Origin of the sequence: Streptomyces sp. NPDC021012, assembly GCF_044333355.1 — a bacterium.
In the GTDB taxonomy this organism is placed as follows: Bacteria; Actinomycetota; Actinomycetes; order Streptomycetales; family Streptomycetaceae; genus Streptomyces.
Genome location: NZ_JBIRQU010000002.1, coordinates 285,620 through 302,392, shown reverse-complemented (window position 1 = coordinate 302,392; position 16,773 = coordinate 285,620). Strand labels below are relative to the sequence as shown.

The 16,773-nt window shown below is 74.1% G+C and carries 17 protein-coding genes; 5 read left to right on the top strand and 12 right to left on the bottom strand.

The window, feature by feature from the left end; all coding sequences use genetic code 11:
- The first annotated feature begins 43 nt into the window (after positions 1 to 43).
- Together ACH4TP_RS06710 and ACH4TP_RS06705 are read left to right on the top strand one after the other, a co-directional pair.
- Entirely contained in the window at positions 44 to 1,399 is a 1,356-nt protein-coding gene (locus ACH4TP_RS06710; protein ID WP_398436139.1) for an Ig-like domain-containing protein, read from the top strand.
- Positions 1,400 to 1,421: 22 nt separating this feature from the next.
- Positions 1,422 to 1,730 (top strand): CU044_2847 family protein, encoded by a 309-nt coding sequence (locus ACH4TP_RS06705; protein ID WP_389234068.1) that lies wholly within the window; start codon positions 1,422 to 1,424, stop codon positions 1,728 to 1,730.
- Positions 1,731 to 1,734: 4 nt separating this feature from the next.
- Here ACH4TP_RS06705 and ACH4TP_RS06700 read toward each other — a convergent pair whose 3' ends face one another.
- From ACH4TP_RS06700 to ACH4TP_RS06680, 5 genes are all read right to left on the bottom strand, one after another.
- On the bottom strand, positions 1,735 to 3,129 hold the full coding sequence (locus tag ACH4TP_RS06700) for a threonine/serine exporter ThrE family protein (protein ID WP_398436137.1): 1,395 nt from the start codon (positions 3,127 to 3,129) through the stop codon (positions 1,735 to 1,737).
- Between the two features lie 78 nt (positions 3,130 to 3,207).
- Positions 3,208 to 4,023, bottom strand: coding sequence for an ABC transporter permease (locus ACH4TP_RS06695; protein WP_389234074.1), 816 nt, complete (start codon positions 4,021 to 4,023; stop codon positions 3,208 to 3,210).
- 22 nt (positions 4,024 to 4,045) lie between these two features.
- Positions 4,046 to 4,969 (bottom strand): ABC transporter permease, encoded by a 924-nt coding sequence (locus ACH4TP_RS06690; RefSeq protein ID WP_398179845.1) that lies wholly within the window; start codon positions 4,967 to 4,969, stop codon positions 4,046 to 4,048.
- A gap of 10 nt (positions 4,970 to 4,979) precedes the next feature.
- On the bottom strand, positions 4,980 to 6,179 hold the full coding sequence (locus ACH4TP_RS06685) for an ABC transporter substrate-binding protein (RefSeq protein ID WP_389234079.1): 1,200 nt from the start codon (positions 6,177 to 6,179) through the stop codon (positions 4,980 to 4,982).
- A gap of 52 nt (positions 6,180 to 6,231) precedes the next feature.
- Positions 6,232 to 7,269, bottom strand: a complete 1,038-nt coding sequence (locus tag ACH4TP_RS06680; protein ID WP_389234081.1) for an ABC transporter ATP-binding protein — start codon at positions 7,267 to 7,269, stop codon at positions 6,232 to 6,234.
- Positions 7,270 to 7,400: 131 nt separating this feature from the next.
- Here ACH4TP_RS06680 and ACH4TP_RS06675 point away from each other — a divergent pair, with 131 nt between their 5' ends.
- Positions 7,401 to 8,252, top strand: a complete 852-nt coding sequence (locus ACH4TP_RS06675) for a FadR/GntR family transcriptional regulator (RefSeq protein WP_398436134.1) — start codon at positions 7,401 to 7,403, stop codon at positions 8,250 to 8,252.
- Entirely contained in the window at positions 8,206 to 9,069 is an 864-nt protein-coding gene (locus ACH4TP_RS06670) for a cache domain-containing protein (RefSeq protein ID WP_398436132.1), read from the top strand. Before ACH4TP_RS06675 ends, ACH4TP_RS06670 begins: the two co-directional genes overlap by 47 nt.
- Positions 9,070 to 9,117: 48 nt before the next feature.
- On the opposite strand, the gene ACH4TP_RS06665 is transcribed toward ACH4TP_RS06670, so the two are convergent.
- Genes ACH4TP_RS06665 through ACH4TP_RS06655 form a run of 3 tightly spaced genes read right to left on the bottom strand, consistent with a single transcriptional unit; the run spans position 9,118 to position 11,366 of the window.
- The gene (locus tag ACH4TP_RS06665) at positions 9,118 to 9,738 is read right to left on the bottom strand and encodes a TOPRIM nucleotidyl transferase/hydrolase domain-containing protein (protein WP_398436130.1); all 621 of its coding nucleotides are present in this window, start codon (positions 9,736 to 9,738) and stop codon (positions 9,118 to 9,120) included.
- A 51-nt stretch (positions 9,739 to 9,789) separates the two neighbouring features.
- Complete coding sequence (locus ACH4TP_RS06660) at positions 9,790 to 10,107, bottom strand: cupin (protein ID WP_398180756.1); 318 nt, start codon at positions 10,105 to 10,107, stop codon at positions 9,790 to 9,792.
- A complete protein-coding gene (locus tag ACH4TP_RS06655; protein ID WP_398179865.1) occupies positions 10,107 to 11,366 on the bottom strand; it encodes an MFS transporter in 1,260 nt (419 codons plus the stop codon). Before ACH4TP_RS06655 ends, ACH4TP_RS06660 begins: the two co-directional genes overlap by 1 nt.
- Positions 11,367 to 11,498: 132 nt before the next feature.
- On the opposite strand from ACH4TP_RS06655, the gene ACH4TP_RS06650 reads away from it, so the two are divergent.
- A complete protein-coding gene (locus ACH4TP_RS06650; protein ID WP_398179868.1) occupies positions 11,499 to 12,446 on the top strand; it encodes a LysR family transcriptional regulator in 948 nt (315 codons plus the stop codon).
- On the opposite strand, the gene ACH4TP_RS06645 is transcribed toward ACH4TP_RS06650, so the two are convergent.
- The 4 genes from ACH4TP_RS06645 to ACH4TP_RS06630 form a co-directional block, all read right to left on the bottom strand.
- Positions 12,379 to 13,668, bottom strand: coding sequence for a M20 family metallopeptidase (locus ACH4TP_RS06645; protein ID WP_398436127.1), 1,290 nt, complete (start codon positions 13,666 to 13,668; stop codon positions 12,379 to 12,381). The two genes, ACH4TP_RS06650 and ACH4TP_RS06645, sit on opposite strands and share 68 nt — an antisense overlap.
- 91 nt (positions 13,669 to 13,759) lie before the next feature.
- On the bottom strand, positions 13,760 to 14,293 hold the full coding sequence (locus ACH4TP_RS06640) for a VOC family protein (protein WP_398436125.1): 534 nt from the start codon (positions 14,291 to 14,293) through the stop codon (positions 13,760 to 13,762).
- Between the two features lie 88 nt (positions 14,294 to 14,381).
- On the bottom strand, positions 14,382 to 16,040 hold the full coding sequence (locus ACH4TP_RS06635) for an acyl-CoA dehydrogenase family protein (protein ID WP_398436123.1): 1,659 nt from the start codon (positions 16,038 to 16,040) through the stop codon (positions 14,382 to 14,384).
- Entirely contained in the window at positions 16,024 to 16,641 is a 618-nt protein-coding gene (locus ACH4TP_RS06630) for a TetR/AcrR family transcriptional regulator (RefSeq protein WP_389234108.1), read from the bottom strand. The genes ACH4TP_RS06635 and ACH4TP_RS06630 overlap by 17 nt, the downstream gene beginning before the upstream one ends.
- Positions 16,642 to 16,773 lie beyond the last annotated feature (132 nt).

Below are 16,773 nucleotides of genomic sequence, written 5' to 3'. Positions count from 1 at the left end.
CTGCCCGCCGACCTCGCCGCCGGGAATGGGGAGGACGTCCGACGTGTCGTCACGCAGATACGCACGGGGGTGGGGGGCGCTCTCCCTGGCCGTCGGTGCCGTCCTCGTCAGCACGGCGGCCCAGTCGCCGGGCCGGGACTCCGAAGACGAGCACCGGGCCCCCGCGGCCCGGGGCTCCACCGCCGTCGTCTCGGTCGACGGCTGTGCCGGCGGCGGCCTCTGCACCGCGCCGCGCCACGCGGTCGTGCTCGGCGGCGACCGCGTCCTCACGGGACGGCCGTTCACGCTCGGCCCGGAGGCCTCCGGGCGCGTCGAGCTCGCCCTCCGCACCCCCGGAGCGCTCGCCGACGTCAACGTCACCGACCGGCGGGGCCACCGGATCGCCGGAACGCAGAGCGCGGACCGCACCCGCTGGACCAGCGCGGCCCCCCTGCCGGCCGGGGCCCGCTACGCGGCCCGGCTCGTCGTCGACGGGGCGGCGGGCGGCCCGCACCGCGCCCGCCTCGACTTCCGTACGGCCCCGGCCCCCGCCGGGGAGCGGCTCACCGTCGCCTTCGGACCCGAGCACGGCGGCACGTACGGCGTCGGGATGCCGGTCACCGCCGAGCTCAGCCACCCCGTACCGGCGGACGATCCCGCCGCCCGCCGCGTCGTGGAACGGGCCCTCGACGTGCGGGCCGAACCCCACGTCGAGGGCGCCTGGCACTGGGTCGACCCCACCACCCTCCACTACCGGCCGCGCTCGTACTGGCCCGCCCGCGCCACGGTCCACGTCCGCAGCGGCCTCGACGGGGCCCACATCGCGGGCGGCCTCTACGGCGGCCCCTCACGCCCCCTCAGTTTCACCACCGGACCGGTGATCGAGGTCGTCACCGACGTCTCCGCCCACGAGATGACCGTGTTCCGCGACGGGGAGCTCCTGCGCACCCTCCCGGTCACCACCGGCAAGGCCGGCTACCGCACCCGGGGCGGCATCAAGGTCGTCCTCGGCAAGGAACCCCTCGTCCGCATGCGCGGCGACTCCATCGGCATCACCCGCGCCAGCAAGGAGTTCTACGACCTCAAGGTCCGCTGGGCCACCCGGGTGACCTGGAGCGGCGAATACCTGCACGCCGCGCCCTGGTCGCTCGACTCCCAGGGCAGCGAGGACGTCAGCCACGGCTGCACGGGGATGAGCACCGAGGACGCCGCCTGGCTGTTCCGCACCGTGCGCGAGGGGGACCTCGTACGGGTCGTCAACGGGTACGGACAGCCCATGACGCCCTTCGACAACGGCTTCGGCGACTGGAACCTCAGCTGGCCCGAGTGGCTCCGGGGCAGCGCCCTCGCCACGGAGACGGCCGGCACCGCGGACGTCGACTCCGGCCCCGCCGCGGGCGCCCTGAGCCCGACCCTCTGACCCCCGACAACAGGGAGCTTCGATGCAGGACATCACCGAGGTCGAGGTCGGGGACGCGACCCTCTTCGTGGAGACGCGCGACATCGGCCCCGATGCCGGTCTCGAAGGGATCCGCGACCGCCTCCCCGACCTCTCCGGCGTCACCGAGGCGCTCTCCTCCTTCGCCGGGCAGATCGGTGAGTCGCTGCACCGGGCGGCCCCGGACCGCGCGACCGTCGAGTTCGGCTGCCAGCTCGGTCTGGACGGGGGCAAGCTCACCGCGCTGGTCGTCCAGGGCCACGCGAACGCGAGCCTGCGCGTGACCCTCGAATGGGTGCGGAAGGCCGACTGACCGGTCAGCGGCCGGGCTCCGTCTCCGTGGGCTCGGCCGTGTCCTCCGGAGCGGCCGGGACGGGTTCGCCGAGGCTCAGCCGGGGCCGCCGCTGGAGCCCGGCGCCCACCAGGACGCCCAGGGCGATCGAGGCCACCGTGATGATCATCGTCACCAGGCTGTCCAGACCGCCGGCCGTGTCGCCCTGCACGATGATCTCCGAGACGCTGGTGAGGCCCACCGCGCCCGGCACGAGGAGCCAGAAGCAGGGCAGGAACACCACCTGGTCCGGGGTGTGCGAGCGCCGCTCGACCCAGGTCGCCATCGGCGGCAGGAGCATGCCCGCCGCGAAGGCGCCGAAGGTCGGCCCGGCGAACTCCGTGGCCACCGACTGCACCAGGCGTTCGGCGAGCAGCGCGCCCAGGAGCCAGCCGGTGACCCGGGGCGGGGCGGAGAAGTACAGCAGGAAGCCGAAGCCGAGGAGCAGCACCCCGATCCACGGGGCCCAGGGGCCCAGCGGCTCGGACGCGGCCCCGCCCGCCGGGCGGGCCCGCAGGAGTTCGGTGCCGACCAGGATGCCGAGGGCCAGGAGCAGCAGGACGTTCACGGCTCCGGCGAGCCGCGCGATGCCCGACAGGGCGGCCCCGGTGGCGAGTTCGATGGCACCGAGGGTCAGCGCGGCGCCCGGCAGGAACGCGATCAGCGGCGGGATGTACAGGACGGTGGGGACCTCGTGCAGGAGCGGTCCCGCCCAGCGCAGCGAGACCGCCGTGACCAGGATCGCGGCGGTCACCGGCAGGGCCGTGCGGCCCGCCGGCAGCCGGTCCCCGAAGAGCCGCAGCAGACCGACGCCCAGGCCGAGCACCGCGTACCCGACGACGGCCGGTACGGTCGCGTGCCGCATCGCGCCGAGGCCGACGGTGAGGAGCACGTACCCGAGGACGGTGGTGGCGGGGCTGAACCGCTCGGGCCGCTCCCGGACCGCGCGCAGCGCGCGCCGCGCCTCCTCGAACGGCACCTCCTCCGCCTGCATCCGCTCGACCAGCGACTGCAGCGCCTCCACCTGGTCGAGGCGGAGGTCCGGGCCCTCGACCGGGGTGAAGTCCAGCTCGCCTCCCCGTCCGTCGGGGCCGCCCCCGACCCGTACGAAGAGCCCCGTGGGGACCACGAAGGAGCGCACCCGCAGGCCGTAGCGCGCGGCCACGTCGTGCAGCACCCGCTCCACCTCGGCGGTGCGCTCCCCGGCGCGCAGCAGCGCGGCCCCGAGCTCGCACAGCAGCGAGGCCAGGTCCCGCAGCCGCTCGCGGTCGGCGCTCTCGGCCTCCGGCACGGTGACGGTGTCCCCGCCGCGTCGCCGTGGCCGCAGCGCGGCGGCCCGCCGGGCGAGGACACGCACATCAAGGCGGGACAAAGGGCGCATTCGGGAAAACTAGCAGGACAGGGACGCCACCGCCGTCCCGGCGGCCCCCCTGGACCCGCCCGCCGTCCCGGCGGGCCCTCAGACCCGCCCGCCGCCCGGTGTGTCCGAGGAGAGTCGCTGCGCCGCGTAGATCGGTATCACCGAGAGGAGCACGAGCGCCGCTGCCACCACGTTCACCACCGGCGCCTGCTGAGGGCGGGTCATGTTGTTGAAGATCCACACCGGCAGGGTCTGCACCCCGGGGCCGGCCGTGAACGTCGTCACCACGATCTCGTCGAAGGACAGCGCGAAGGCGAGCAGTCCGCCCGCGAGCAGCGCCGAGCGAAGCAGCGGGAAGGTGATGTCCCAGAAGACGCGGAAGGTGTGCGCCCCCAGGTCCATCGCCGCCTCCTCGTACGAGCCGGGCAGCCGTCGCAGCCGCGCCACCACGTTGTTGAAGACGACCACGATGCAGAAGGTGGCGTGGCCCACGACCACCGTGAACATCCCGAGGCCCACGCCGAGGGGTTCCAGGACCGTGGAGAAGGCCGAGTTGAGCGCGATGCCCGTGACGATGCCGGGCAGCGCGATCGGCAGCACCACCGCGAACGAGACGGCCTCCCGTCCGAAGAAGGAGTACCGCTGCACCGCGAAGGCGATGAGCGTGCCGAGCACGAGGGCCACCGCGGTCGCCGCCAGACCGGCCTGGACCGAGGTCCACAGCGCCGCGCGGGCGCCCGCGTTGTCCCAGGCCGCCGCCCACCAGTCGAGCGTGAGTCCGGGCGGCGGCCAGCTCGCCGAGCGGTCCGGGTTGAGCGAGCCGAGCAGGACGAGCAGCAGCGGCAGGTAGATCGCCGCGAAGCCGAGGCCGGCCGCGGTGCGCAGCGCGATCCGCGCGGGACGGGAGAGGTTCATCGGTCGCGGTCCTTCCGGCCGGTCACAGGCTGCGCAGCGCGCCGGAGCGCCGCACCGCGAGCAGGTACAGCACGATGACGGCGACCGGCACGGTGCCGAGCGCGGCCGCCAGCGGCAGGTTCAGGGTGACGTTGGAGTAGACGAGGTTGCCGATCAGCTGGGTCTTCCCGCCGACGATCTGCACCGTGATGTAGTCGCCGAGGCTCAGCGAGAAGGTGAAGACGGACCCGGCGGCCACCGCCGGCCACACCAGCGGCAGCACCACCGAGACGAACGTCCGCCAGGTCCTCGCCCCGAGGTCGGCCGAGGCGTTCAGGAGGTTGTCGGGGAGCTGGGCGAGCGCGGTGTGGATCGGCAGCACCATGTACGGCAGCCAGAGGTAGGTCAGGACGATCACCGTCGCCGTGAGCCCGTACCCCGGCCCGCTCAGGCCGAGCGGCCGCAGCGCCCAGTCCAGCGGTCCGCCCTCGGAGAGGATCAGCCGCCAGGCGTACACCTTCACGAGATAGCCGGCCCACAGCGGCATGAGCAGCGCCACCACGAAGAGCGGCCGGCGGCGCGGGTGCGCGACCCGGGCCGTGTAGAAGGCGAGCGGGAAGGCGATGACGACGCAGAGCGCGGTCACGGCGAGCGCGACGCCGACGGTGCGCAGGGCGACCGTGCGGTAGACGGGCGAGCTGACGAGTTCCTCGAAGTTCTGCGTGGTCCAGATCCGGACGACCTCGGAGGTGAAGGTGTCGGTCGACCAGAACGCGGAGAGGAACAGGGCCGCGAGGGAGCCGAGGTAGGCGAGGACCAGCCAGAGCAGCGGCGCGGTGAGCAGGGCCGCGAGCCGCAGCCGGGGCCGCCGGTGCAGGGCCCCGGCGAACCGCCGGACGGCACTGCGGCCGGGGCCGGCGGTTCGCGTCGCGGACTCGGGGGAGAGCCCGGGGGAGAGTGCGGTCATGGCGCCGGGGTCAGCCCTTGATCTCGGTCCAGGCCTGGACCCACTTGGCGTACGGCACGCAACGCGTGTCCGTCCGGCCGTCCAGGCACTGCTCGATGGGCGTGGTCCAGAAGTGGACCTGCTTCCAGTAGGCCTCGTCGGTGGCGTGGAAGACGGCGCAGTGGTTCTTGTCGGCGGTCTCCGCGCACGACTTCGCGTTGGCCGGGGCCTCGCCGAAGTACTCGGCGACCTGCGCGTTGACCTTCGGCGAGACGATCCAGTCGAGCCACTTGTAGGCGCAGGTGGGGTGCTTGGCCTTGGCCGAGACCATCCAGGTGTCGGACCAGCCGGTGGAGCCCTCCTTCGGCAGGACCGCGTCGACCTTCGCGCCCTCGCCCTTCGCGAGGTTGGCGATCACCTGCCAGCTGGTGCCGACGACCGAGTCACCGCTCTTGAAGGCGGAGATCTCCTTGAGGTAGTCGCTCCAGTACTCGCCGACGTGCGCGTTCTGCTCCTTGAGCAGGGCCACGGCGGCGTCGAACTGCTTCTGGTCGAGGGCGTAGGGGTTCTTGATGCCCAGCTCCGGCTTGGTCGCCTCGAGGTACAGGGCGGCGTCCGCGAGGTAGATGGGGGAGTCGTAGGCGGTGACCTTGCCGCTGTGCGCCGAGGCCTTGTCGAAGACGGCGGACCAGGAGTCGGGGGCCGGCTTCACCTTCTCCTTGTCGTACATGAGGAGGTTGGCGCCGCGACCGTGCGGGATGCCGTAGGCGACGCCCTTGACGGAGTTCCACTCCTTGTTCTTGAGCCCGGCGAAGACGTCGGCGTAGTTCGGCACGAGCGCCGTGTTCACGGGGGCCGCGTCGCCGGAGGCGATCAGGCGGAGGGAGGCGTCGCCGGATGCGGAGACGGCGTCGTACGCGCCGGTCTTCATCAGCGAGACCATCTCGTCGGAGGTCGCGGCCGTCTTGGCGTTGACCTGACAGCCGGTCTGCTTCTCGAAGGGGGTGACCCAGTCGACCTTCGGGTCGTTGCTGCCGTCCTCGACGTATCCGGCCCAGGCGATCAGGTTGACCTCGCCCTCGGCCTTGCCGAGAGCCGTCGGCGCCTTCAGGTCGGGCGGGTTGAGACCGCCGGACTTCCCGGAACCCGCCGGGTCGGCCGATCCGCAGGCGGTGACGAGGAGCAGCCCGGAGAGGGCGGCTGCGGTCAGGAGGGAGCGGTGCGGACGCACGTGGATCTCCGTTGCGTGAGGGGACGGTGTGCCTGACGAGAGGTAGGGGGACCTACGGGGTTTCCGGGACGCGTACGGCGTGGCTCGGGTGCCACTGGAGGCCGATCCGGGCGCCCCGGAAGGCGGCGAGGTCGGCGGAGGAGCTCTCCAGGTTCTGCCGGAGGGCGGTGAGGCGGCCGCCTCCGTCGAGGTCGACCAGGAAGCGGGTCGCGTCGCCGAGGTAGACGACCTCCGCGACCGTGCCGGCGGCGGTGGCGTGCCCGGGGTCGCCGGCCGCCTCGTGGTCGTCGAGGATCCGGATCTTCTCCGGCCGGATGCTGTACGTGCCCGGCGCCCCGACCACCCGCCGGGCGGTGTCCCCGCTCAGCAGGTTGGAGGTGCCGACGAAACCGGCGACGAACGGGGTCGCGGGTCGCTCGTAGATCTCGGCGGGGGTGGCGACCTGTTCGATCCGGCCCTCGTGGAAGACGGCGATCCGGTCGCTCATCGTGAGGGCCTCCTCCTGGTCGTGGGTGACGAACACGAAGGTGATGCCGACCTCCCGCTGGATCGCCTTGAGTTCGACCTGCATCCGCTCGCGGAGCTTGAGGTCGAGCGCGCCCAGCGGCTCGTCGAGCAGCAGCACGCGGGGGCGGCCGACGAGCGCGCGGGCCAGGGCGACCCGCTGGCGCTGGCCGCCGGAGAGCTCGGAGGGCCGGCGCCGGCCCGTCCCGTCGAGGCCGACCTGCGCGAGGGCGGCCCGGGCGCGCACCAGGCGTTCGGCGCGGGGCACGCGGCGGACCTTGAGGCCGTAGGCGATGTTCTGCTCGACCGTCATGTGCGGGAAGAGCGCGTAGTCCTGGAAGACGGTGTGCACGTCCCGCTCGAAGGGGGCGAGCCGGGTGACGTCGCGGCCGGCGAGTTCGACGGTGCCGGCGCTCGGCGTCTCGAAGCCGGCGATCATCCGCAGCACCGTCGTCTTGCCGGAACCGGAAGGGCCGAGCATCGAGAAGAACTCGCCGTCCGCGATCTCCAGGTCCACCCCGGCCACGGCCTCGGTCCGGCCGTAGGTCTTGCGCAGTCCCGTCAGCCGGATCGCCATTCCCTCCATGGGCGGGAACCTTTCTGGTGCGGTGGAGCGTTGCTCGGGCGTGGGTGTAAACATATGAAGTCATAGTTCAGATCTCAAGACCCCTTTAAGGTAAAGCCTGAGTCAACGCTCGACGCGCGAGGTGGTTAACCGTGAGACCGAACGGCAGGCCGGACGACCGCGGCGGCGCGGCCGGGACGGGCGCCGCCCGCAGGGCCGTCTTCACCCCCGTCGACACCCGGGCCCGGGTCGACACCGTCGTCCGCCGCATCGGCGACGCCATAGAGCTCGGACTCCTCGCCGACGGCGAGCAGCTGCCCGGCGAGACCGAGCTCGCCGGACAGCTCGGCGTCTCCACCGTCACCCTCCGCGAAGCCCTCATGGCCCTCCGGCAGCAGGGCCTCGTCACCACCCGAAGGGGTCGCGGCGGCGGCAGCTTCGTCACCCTGCCCGACACCCCGCCCGAGGAGCGGCTGCGCGCCCGCCTCGCCGACTGGTCCACCGAGGAGCTCCGCGACCTCGGCGACCACTGGGCCGCCGTCTCCGGCGCCGCCGCCCTGCTCGCCGCCCACCGCACCCAGCCCGGCGACCTGCGCCCCCTCACCCGTACGGTCGACGAACTCGCCGCCGCCGAGGACCCGGCGACCCGCAGCAGGCTCTACGGCCGTTTCCACGTCGAGTTGGCCGCCGCCGCCCAGTCCGCCCGCCTCACCCGCGAGGAGATCGACCTCCAGACGGACCTGGGCCCGCTGCTCTGCCTCGTCCTCGACGACCCGGTCCGTCTCGGCAATGTGTCGGATCGTCACCGCGCCGTGATCTCCGCCGTGCAGGATGAGGCCGACGAGCGGGCCAGAACGCTCGCCGAGACGTGCGTACGGGAGTCAGTGGGGCGGCTGATCGCGCTGCGCCTCGGCACCCCCGACCACGCAACCGAGCCGCGTCCCGAGGAGGACACGCATGGGCAGGAGCACCGGGCTCGCGGGTCCCGCGGAAGCCGTCACTGACCCGGACCGGGTCGACGGGGCCGTCAGCCGGGTACGGGACTCGGACCCGGTCGGCGAAGCCGTCCGCCGCGCGCGGGACTCGGACCCCGTCGCCGAGGTCGTCCGCCGCGTCCGGGACGCCCTCGAAGAGGTGTTCACCGCCGTGGCCGCGACCGGCGCCGACACCGGCACCCTGCTCGCGGAGGTGTCCGGCTCCGGCCGCGAGCCCGTCGCCGCCGACCTGGCGGCCCTGCGGCCCGGGCTGCATGCCCGGCTCGCCGCGCACCCGCTCGTCTCGGGCGTGGGCTTCGTCGCCGCACCGGGCCTCCTGAGCGACGTGCCGGGCTGGCTGGAGTGGTGGCAGCGGGGCCCCGACGGAGCCGTGCGCCCGCTCCTGCTCGACCTCGACCCGGAGCACTCGGCCTACTCCGACTACACGCACTGGGACTGGTACACGCTGCCCCGCGAGACCGGCCGCAGGGCCGTCGCCGGGCCCTACGTGGACTACCTGTGCTCCGACGAGTACAGCCTCACCCTCTCCGCGCCGGTCGGCCTCGGCGGCCGGTTCACGGGCGTGGCCGCCGCCGACGTCTACCTGCGGCACTTCGAGGCGGCCGTGCTGCCCGTGCTCCAGCGGCTGCCCGGACCCGCCCGGCTCGTCAACGCCCGGGGAAGGGTCGCCGCCTCCACCGACCCGGCCCACCTCGCCGGATCCCTCACCAAGGGCCCCGACTTCGCCGCCGTCCTCGCCGGTCCGCCGGCCGAACACCGCGCCGACGGCCTGCGCCTGCTGCCCTGCGGGACCACCCCGCTCGTCCTGGTCACCACCGACGACTGAGACCGCCGACGGTCGCCACGCCCGTCGCCCGCACGGAGTGCGGGACGGTCAGAGGCTCGCCAGGAGCGCGTCGAGCGGTTCCGGCACCCCGTCGGTGCCGAGGGCCTCCACCAGGAGGGTGCCGTAGCGGATCTTGCGGCCCTTCTTCGTGCCGAGGAAGCGCCGCAGCTGCTGCTGCCGGGGCCGGCCGTGCTGGGCGGGCTGGCTCAGGAAGGTCTCCCAGGGGCGCAGGTCGCCCTCCGCCGCGATGGTCTCCTCGACCCTCGCCGGGCCGAGCGCGCGGATGAGCTCGTCCTCCAGGTCCGCCACACAGACGAAGAAGTCCCGGTCGGGCGCTCCGGCCCGGCGCAGGCCGCGCTCGTAGAAGCCCCGTTCGCGCTTGTCGCACAGGCCGGTCAGGCGCAGGCCGAGGCCGGGCGGTCCGAGCAGTTCGGCATAGCGGGCGATGCTCATCGCCCCGCCCATCGACACCACGCACACGCCCTCCGCGGCCAGGTCCCGGCCGCGCCGCGCGGCCAGCGTCTCGACGGCCGCGAGATCGCTCGGCCCCTCCACGAGCACCGCCGTCCGCAGCCCCAGGTCCACGGCCAGCTCCCTCGCCGTGTCTCCGCCGTGGTCGTCGACCACCCAGCGGTCCATCTCGTCGTGGAACGCCCTCATGTCCGTCATGGGCCGAGTCTGCACGGACACGCACCCGCACGGCACCGCAATATCGGGCGCTCAGTCGTTCACGGCGGTCAGCAGCACCACCGCGTCCTCCAGGGCCGTCAGCCCGTGCCGCTCCTTGGGGAGCATCCGCAGCGTGCCCGTCGGCAGCTCCTCCGCCCACCCGGCCGCCGTCAGGTTCACCCGGCCCCGCAGCACCTGGAGGCTCGCGGCCGGCGGCGCGTTGTGCTCGTCCAGGGAGGTGCCCGAGGTCAGGGCGATGACGGTCTGCCGCAGCACCCCGTCGTGCATGATCCGGTGCGCGCTGCGGCCGTGCGGTGCCGTACGGGCCGCGGCCAGGTGTTCGTCGGCGAGGGCGGTGAGGTCCAGCATCATGACTCTCCCTGCGGGATGCGCGGGCGGATACCCCCAGCCTCCCGTGTGACGTCCCCGGCGCAACTCGGGGCCGCCGGTCGCGCCGCGAGGAGCACCACCAGCCCGGCGACGCCCACGCACGCCCCGGCGGCGAGCAGCGCCGCGGGCCAGCCGCGGGCCGCGTACAGCCAGGACCCGGCGAGGGAGCCGAGCGCCCCGCCGGCGAACGTGGCCAGCATGAAGACCGTGTTCACCCGGGCCGCCACCGCCCGGCCGATCGCGAAGATCCGCGCCTGATTGGCCACCTGGCACGAGCTGACCCCCACCACCAGCAGGTTCGCCCCGGACACCAGGGCCGCCGGGGAGTACGGGGCGAGCCCCGCCACCGCGAGGCCGAGCCCCGCGCACACCAGGCCTCCGACGCTCACCGCGGACGCCCCGTACCGGTCGGCCAGCGGCCCGGCCGCCGCCGAGAGCAGCGCCGCCGGCAGCGTCAGCACCCCGAAGAGCCCCGCGGCCCCCGGACCGTACCCGAGCGGCGGCGCCGCCAGATGGAAGGCGAGCACCGACCAGAAGACGCTGAACGCGGCGAAGACGCACGCCCCGAGCAGCGCCGAGATCCGCAGCTCCCGGTGGGCCGCGAGGAGCCGGGGGAGCCCGGTCAGGAGCCCGGCGTACGAGGTGGGGCCCCGTGAGCCGAGGCGTTCGGGCAGCCGGCGGGGCAGGACGAGGAGCAGCGCCGCCGTCGCCACGGCCGCCACCACGTACGCGACCCGCCAGCTGCCGCTCGCGTCGGTCACGGCGCCCGAGACCGTACGGGACAGGGTCGAGCCCAGCGTCAGGCCGAGGCCCACCAGGCCCACGACCCGGCCCTGCCGTCCGGGGCCCGCGAGCACCGCCGCCACCGGGGTGAGGATCTGCGGCAGCACCGTCGTGGTGGAGAGCGCGAGCGTCGCGAGGCCGAGGGTGACGACGTCGGGCGCCGCCGCGGCGACGAGCAGGGCGGTGCTGGTCAGGGCGAGCAGCACCGAGGTGAGGCGGCGCAACCGCGCGGAGTCGGCGAGCGGCACGAGCAGCAGGATGCCGAGCGCGTACCCGATCTGGGCGGCCGAGGCGACCAGCCCCGCCGTCCGCTCCGACACGTCCAGACCGCGCGCCACGGCGGCGAGCAGCGGCTGCGGGAAGTAGATGTTGGCGACGGTGACGGCCCCCGCGACGGCGAGGAGCAGGACGTTCACGGGCCGGGCGGGGGCATCGGGGGCGAGGCGTGGGGCCATGGAGGCTCTTCCCTGAGGGGGAGGGGGACGCTCCCCAGGTTCCTCGCCGCCACCCCGGCGCATCAAGGTGTCATCATGAAACCGGCGTTGAGCCACACTCAACGATCAGTGGACGGCGAAGGGGTGGGGACGGTGCTCGAACGGTACGAACTGGAGGCCTTCCTCACGCTCGCCGAAGAACTCCACTTCGGGCGCACCGCCGAACGCCTCGGCGTCTCCACCGGCCGGATCAGCCAGACCGTCAAGAAACTGGAACGCCGCTTCGGCACCCCGCTCTTCGCCCGCACCAGCCGCAGCGTCCGGCTCACCCCCGTCGGCCACGCCCTGTACGAGGACCTCCTGCCCGCGTACCGGCAGATGCATGCCGCGCTCGCACGCGCCACCGCCGCCGGGCGCGGCGTCCACGGCAGGCTGCGCGTCGGCTTCGGCGCCCCCTGGAGCGGTGAGCTGCTCACGGCCGCCGCCGCCGACGTGGCCGCGCTCCACCCCGGCTGCGAGATCACCGTCCACGAGGTCCCCCTCGACGGCGGGGTCCGCGCCCTCCGGGACGGGACGCTCGACGTCCAGTGCGCCACCTTCCCCGTCCGCGAGCCCGACCTCACCACGGGCCCCGTCGTCGCCACCGACGAGCGGGTCCTGCTCCTGCCCGTCGGCCACCCGCTGGCCGGCCGCGCCTCCCTCGGCCCGGAGGACCTCGCGGGCCTCGACCTGATCGCCCCCGGCGGCGACGCCCCCCGCCACTGGGTCGACCACCACTACCCGCGCAGCACCCCGTCCGGCGCCACCGTCGGCCGGGGGCCGACCGCCGCCACCTGGCAGGAGGTCCTCTCCCACGTGACCGCCGGCCGGGGCGCCTCACCCGGTGCGGCCCGGGGCGCCCGGTACCACCCGCGCCCCGGCATCGCCTACGTCCCCCTGCGCGGCACCCCGCCCCTCGTCTACGGCCTCGTGTGGCCCACGGCCTCGGAATCCGCCCTGCTCAGGGCCTTCGTGGCGGCGGTCGAAGGGCGCCCTACGGGACGACCAGGTCACCCGCCAGATGGTCGTACGCCACGTGGGCGTGGAGGCGGACACCCGTGACGAGGGTGTCGTCGTCGGCGTAGAAGCGCGGGTTGTGGTTGGTGGCCAGGCCCCGGCCGCCCGCCAGGGGCACCGGCCGGCCGGCGGCGTCCAGCTCGGCGTCCTGGACACCGAGCATCACGTACAGGCCGCCGAACCGGCGCACGAACTCGGAGACGTCGTCGTACCCGAGCGTCGCGCCCGTCTCCACCACGCGCTCCGCGCCGGCCACCCGGCGGAAGGTCGGCAGCCCGGCCTCCACCCACGGCCCGCTGTTGTGCACGGGCGGCACGGACTGGAGGCACTCCACCGAGGCCGTCGCCCCGTACGCCGCCGCGGAGTGCTCGGCCAGCGTCGTCAGACGCCGCTGGACCTCGGCCATGTCGGACTCCACGGCGCAGCGGACCGTACCCCACAGGGTCACCGTCTCGCCGATGATGTTGAAGCGGCCCACGTCCTCGACGTGCCCGATCGTCACGGTGACCGGGTCGAAGGCCGAGACCTGCCGGTACAGCTGGCCGATGCCGGTGAGGACCGCGCCGGCCGCCGGCATCGGGTCGACCCCGTCCCACGGCGTGGAGCCGTGGACCTGCTTCCCGGTGAGGACGATACGGACCAGGGTGGACGCGCCGTACTGGTTGCCGACCCTGTACCCCACGTACCCCTTCGGATACGGCGTCACATGCATCCCGAAGACCATCGTCGGCACCGGGTCCGCGAAGGCGCCCGCCTCCACCATCGCCCGCGCCCCGCCCTCCTCCGTCACCGGCGGGCCCTCCTCGGCGGGCTGGAAGACGAAGAGGACCGTGCCGGGAAGCCGGTCGCGGACACCCGCGAGCACCGTCGCCGCACCCATCAGCATCGCGGTGTGGCAGTCGTGCCCGCAGGCATGCGACACGGGGAACGGGCCGCCCGGGTAGTCGGCGTCCACCACGGAGGAGGCGAAGTCCGTCCCGCAGAGGTCGCGCACCGGCAGCGCGTCCATGTCCGCCCGCAGCGCCACGACCCGCCCGTCGCCCGGCGCCGCCCCGCGCAGGACGCCCACGACCCCGTGCCCGACGATGCCCGTACGGACCTCGTCGAGACCCAGCGCGCGCAGCTGGTCCGCCACCAGACGGGCCGTGTTCACCTCGCGGTTGGGCAGCTCGGGATGCCGGTGCAGATGGCGCCGCCAGGCCACCACCCGCTCCGCCGCCTCCGCGGCCCGCCCGTCCAGTTCTTCGTGGATCGCCTCGCTGCCCAACGGGGACTCCCTCTCGTACCGGCTGACGCCGCGGCCCGGGAACCGTGCCTGACCAGACTGCCACCCGGGGCGGCCCACGGCACCGGCCCGGTCAGCCGGTCGGGTCCATCGGGGCACTGCTGCGCCCCTGGTCCCTCCCGCTGAGCTCGGCGTCGAGCGTCGCCTGGGCCACCCGCATGGTCTCGGCGTACACCGGATCCCCGAGCCGCCGCCACATCTCGTCCTCGGCGACCTCCTCGACGAGGGCGGTCACCCACCAGATGTTGCCGAAGGGGTCCCGGACCCGCCCGCCGCGCCGCCCGAAGGCGTCGTCGGCGAGCGGGGTGACGACACGGGCCCCGGCGGCGGTGGCCCTGGCGAACGCCTCGTCCGCGTCGGCGACGAACACCCGCAGCAGGCTCGGCAGCACGGGCCAGTCCGCGCGCCGGTCGAAGGCAAGGACGACGGTGTCGCCGACCCGGATCTCACCGTGACCGATCGCCCCGTCCTCGGTGGCCACCCGGGCGAGCTCCTCACCCCCGAACACCCGGGCGACGAAGTCGAGGAAGGCCCCCGTGTCGTCGGTGACGACCCAGGGCGCCACGGTCGTGCAGCCCTTCGGAACGGTGCCGCTGTGCTCGGACATCTTCCTGATCCCTTCGCCGGTGTGCCCCCGCTGCCGTACGGGAGTCACGCTAGGCGCCAACTAGGCCAGATCCTGTCCGACATGACGGTCAGGCCGGCGCGCTCACCGCGTCCGGGCCGCTCCGCGCGATGATCGACTCCGTGTCCACGCCCGCCGGGAGCGTGCCGAAGGCCAGGCCCCGGTCGCCGTCGAGACGGGAGGCGCAGAAGGCGTCGGCGATCGCCGGGTGGCCGTGCCGGACCAGCAGCGAACCCTGGAGGACCAGGGCCAGGCGCTCGACGAGCCGCCGCGCCCCGTACGCCACCGCGTCCGGGTCGCCGAGCCCCGCGAGCTCCTTGCGGAGGCCCGCGACCGCCGCGTCGAGCCGCCGGTCGGCGCCCGCGCCCCGGTCGACCTCCGCGAAGTACGCCTCCACCGCCTCCGGCTGACGGGCCATCGCCCGCAGCACGTCGAGCGCGGCGACGTTCCCGGAACCCTCCCAGATGGACGGCAGCGGCGACTCCCGGTAGAGCCTCGGCAGGCCCGAGTCCTCGACGTAGCCGTTGCCGCCCAGGCACTCCAGGGCCTCCGCCGCATGCGCGGGCGCCCGCTTGCAGACCCAGTACTTGGTGACCGCGAGCCCGAGCCGCCGCAGCTGCTCCTCCTCGGCGTCCCCGCGCGCCGCCCGGTCCACCGCGCCCGCCAGGCGCAGCGCCGCCACGGTGGCGGCCTCCGCCTCCACGGCCAGGTCGGCGAGCACGTTCCGCATCAGCGGCTGGTCCACGAGCCGCGCCCCGAACGCCTCGCGGTGCGTGGCGTGGTGCACCGCCTGCACGAGCCCGAGGCGCATCCCGGAGGCCGAGCTGATGGCGCAGTCGAGCCGCGTCATGTTGACCATCCGGATGATGGTGGCCACCCCGCGCCCCTCCTCGCCGACCAGCGTGCCGAGGGCGCCCTCGTACTCGATCTCGGAGGAGGCGTTGGACCGGTTGCCCAGCTTGTCCTTGAGGCGCTGAAGCCGGATCGCGTTGCGCGTGCCGTCGGGCAGCACCCGGGGCACCAGGAAGCAGGACAGGCCGCCGGGCGCCTGCGCCAGGGTGAGGAAGACGTCCGACATCGGCGCCGAGGTGAACCACTTGTGGCCGGTCAGCGCGTACGTCCCGGGCTCGCCCGTGGGCACGGCCCGGGTCGTGTTCGCCCGGACGTCCGAACCGCCCTGCTTCTCGGTCATCGACATCCCGGCGATGATCCCGCGCTTCTCCGTCGGCACCCGGAGCCCGAAGTCGTACGAGGAGGAGGTCAGCAGCGGCTCGTACACCTCGGCGAGCTCCGGCTGCGCGCGCAGCGCCGGCACCGCCGCGTACGTCATCGAGACCGGGCACAGGTGCCCCGCGTCGGCCTGCCCCCACACGAACACCTTCGCCGCGCGCGCCACATGGGCGCCCGGCCGCTCGTCGCGCCAGGGGGCGCCGTGCAGCCCGTGCCGGACGGCCGTGTCCATCAGCTCGTGCCAGTACGGGTGGAACTCGACCTCGTCGATCCGGTGCCCGTACCGGTCGTGGGTGTGCAGGACGGGGGAGTGGCGCTCGGCGAGCCGCCCCCACTCCTGGGCCTCCTCGCCTCCCGCCTTCGCCCCGAGCTCGCGGACCTCGGCCTCGGCCCAGCCCGCGCCCTCCCGGCGCAGCGCCTCCAGGAGCGCGGGGTCGGCGGAGACGTCGTAACCGGTCAGCGGCGGTACCTGGTTGGTGACCTCATGCGTGGTCGGCATCGGGAACTCCCAGTGCTCGCAGGGTGAAGGTGACGAGTGCGGGTACGGTCCCGGGCCCGACGGACCCCTCCGCCAGCGGCCCGACGAGCGCCTCGGCGCCCGCCCCGACCAGCGCCGAGGCCGTCAGGACCGGGTCCTGGGGAGGCAGCTCGCCCGAGCGCACGCCCTCCTGGACGCGCGCGGCGAACACGTCGCGGAACGCGCGGCGGAAGACGAGCCGCTCCGCGTCCACGGCCGGGTCGACCGGTTCGGCGAGCAGCGCGTAGGCCAGGCGCGGCGACTTGAGGGCCCGCAGGGCGAAGGTCTCGATGACGGCGACCACCCGCTCGGCCGCCGAACCGTGCCCCGGGTGCCCGGCCGCCTCGGAGACGGCCGCGACCTCCCGCCCCACCACGGTCCTGAACAGCTCGACGGCGAGCTCGGCCTTGCTCGGGAAGTGGCGGTACACGCTGCCCGTGGCGATGCCGGCGCGCGCGGCGACGGCGGCCATCGTGCAGCCCGCGTACCCCTGCTCGGCCAGCAGCCCGAGGGCCGCGTCGACGACCGAGGCGCGCTGGGCGTCGAGCCGGGCCTGGACGGCGGGGGTGCGTCGGTAGGGCATGGAAGGAGTGAAGCAATGATTCACTGCTTCATCAAGGGGACCGCTTCATCAAGGGGACCGTTCCATCAAGAGGACTGCTTCATCAAGAGGACTGCTTCATCAAGAGGACTGCTTCATCAAGAGGACTGCTTC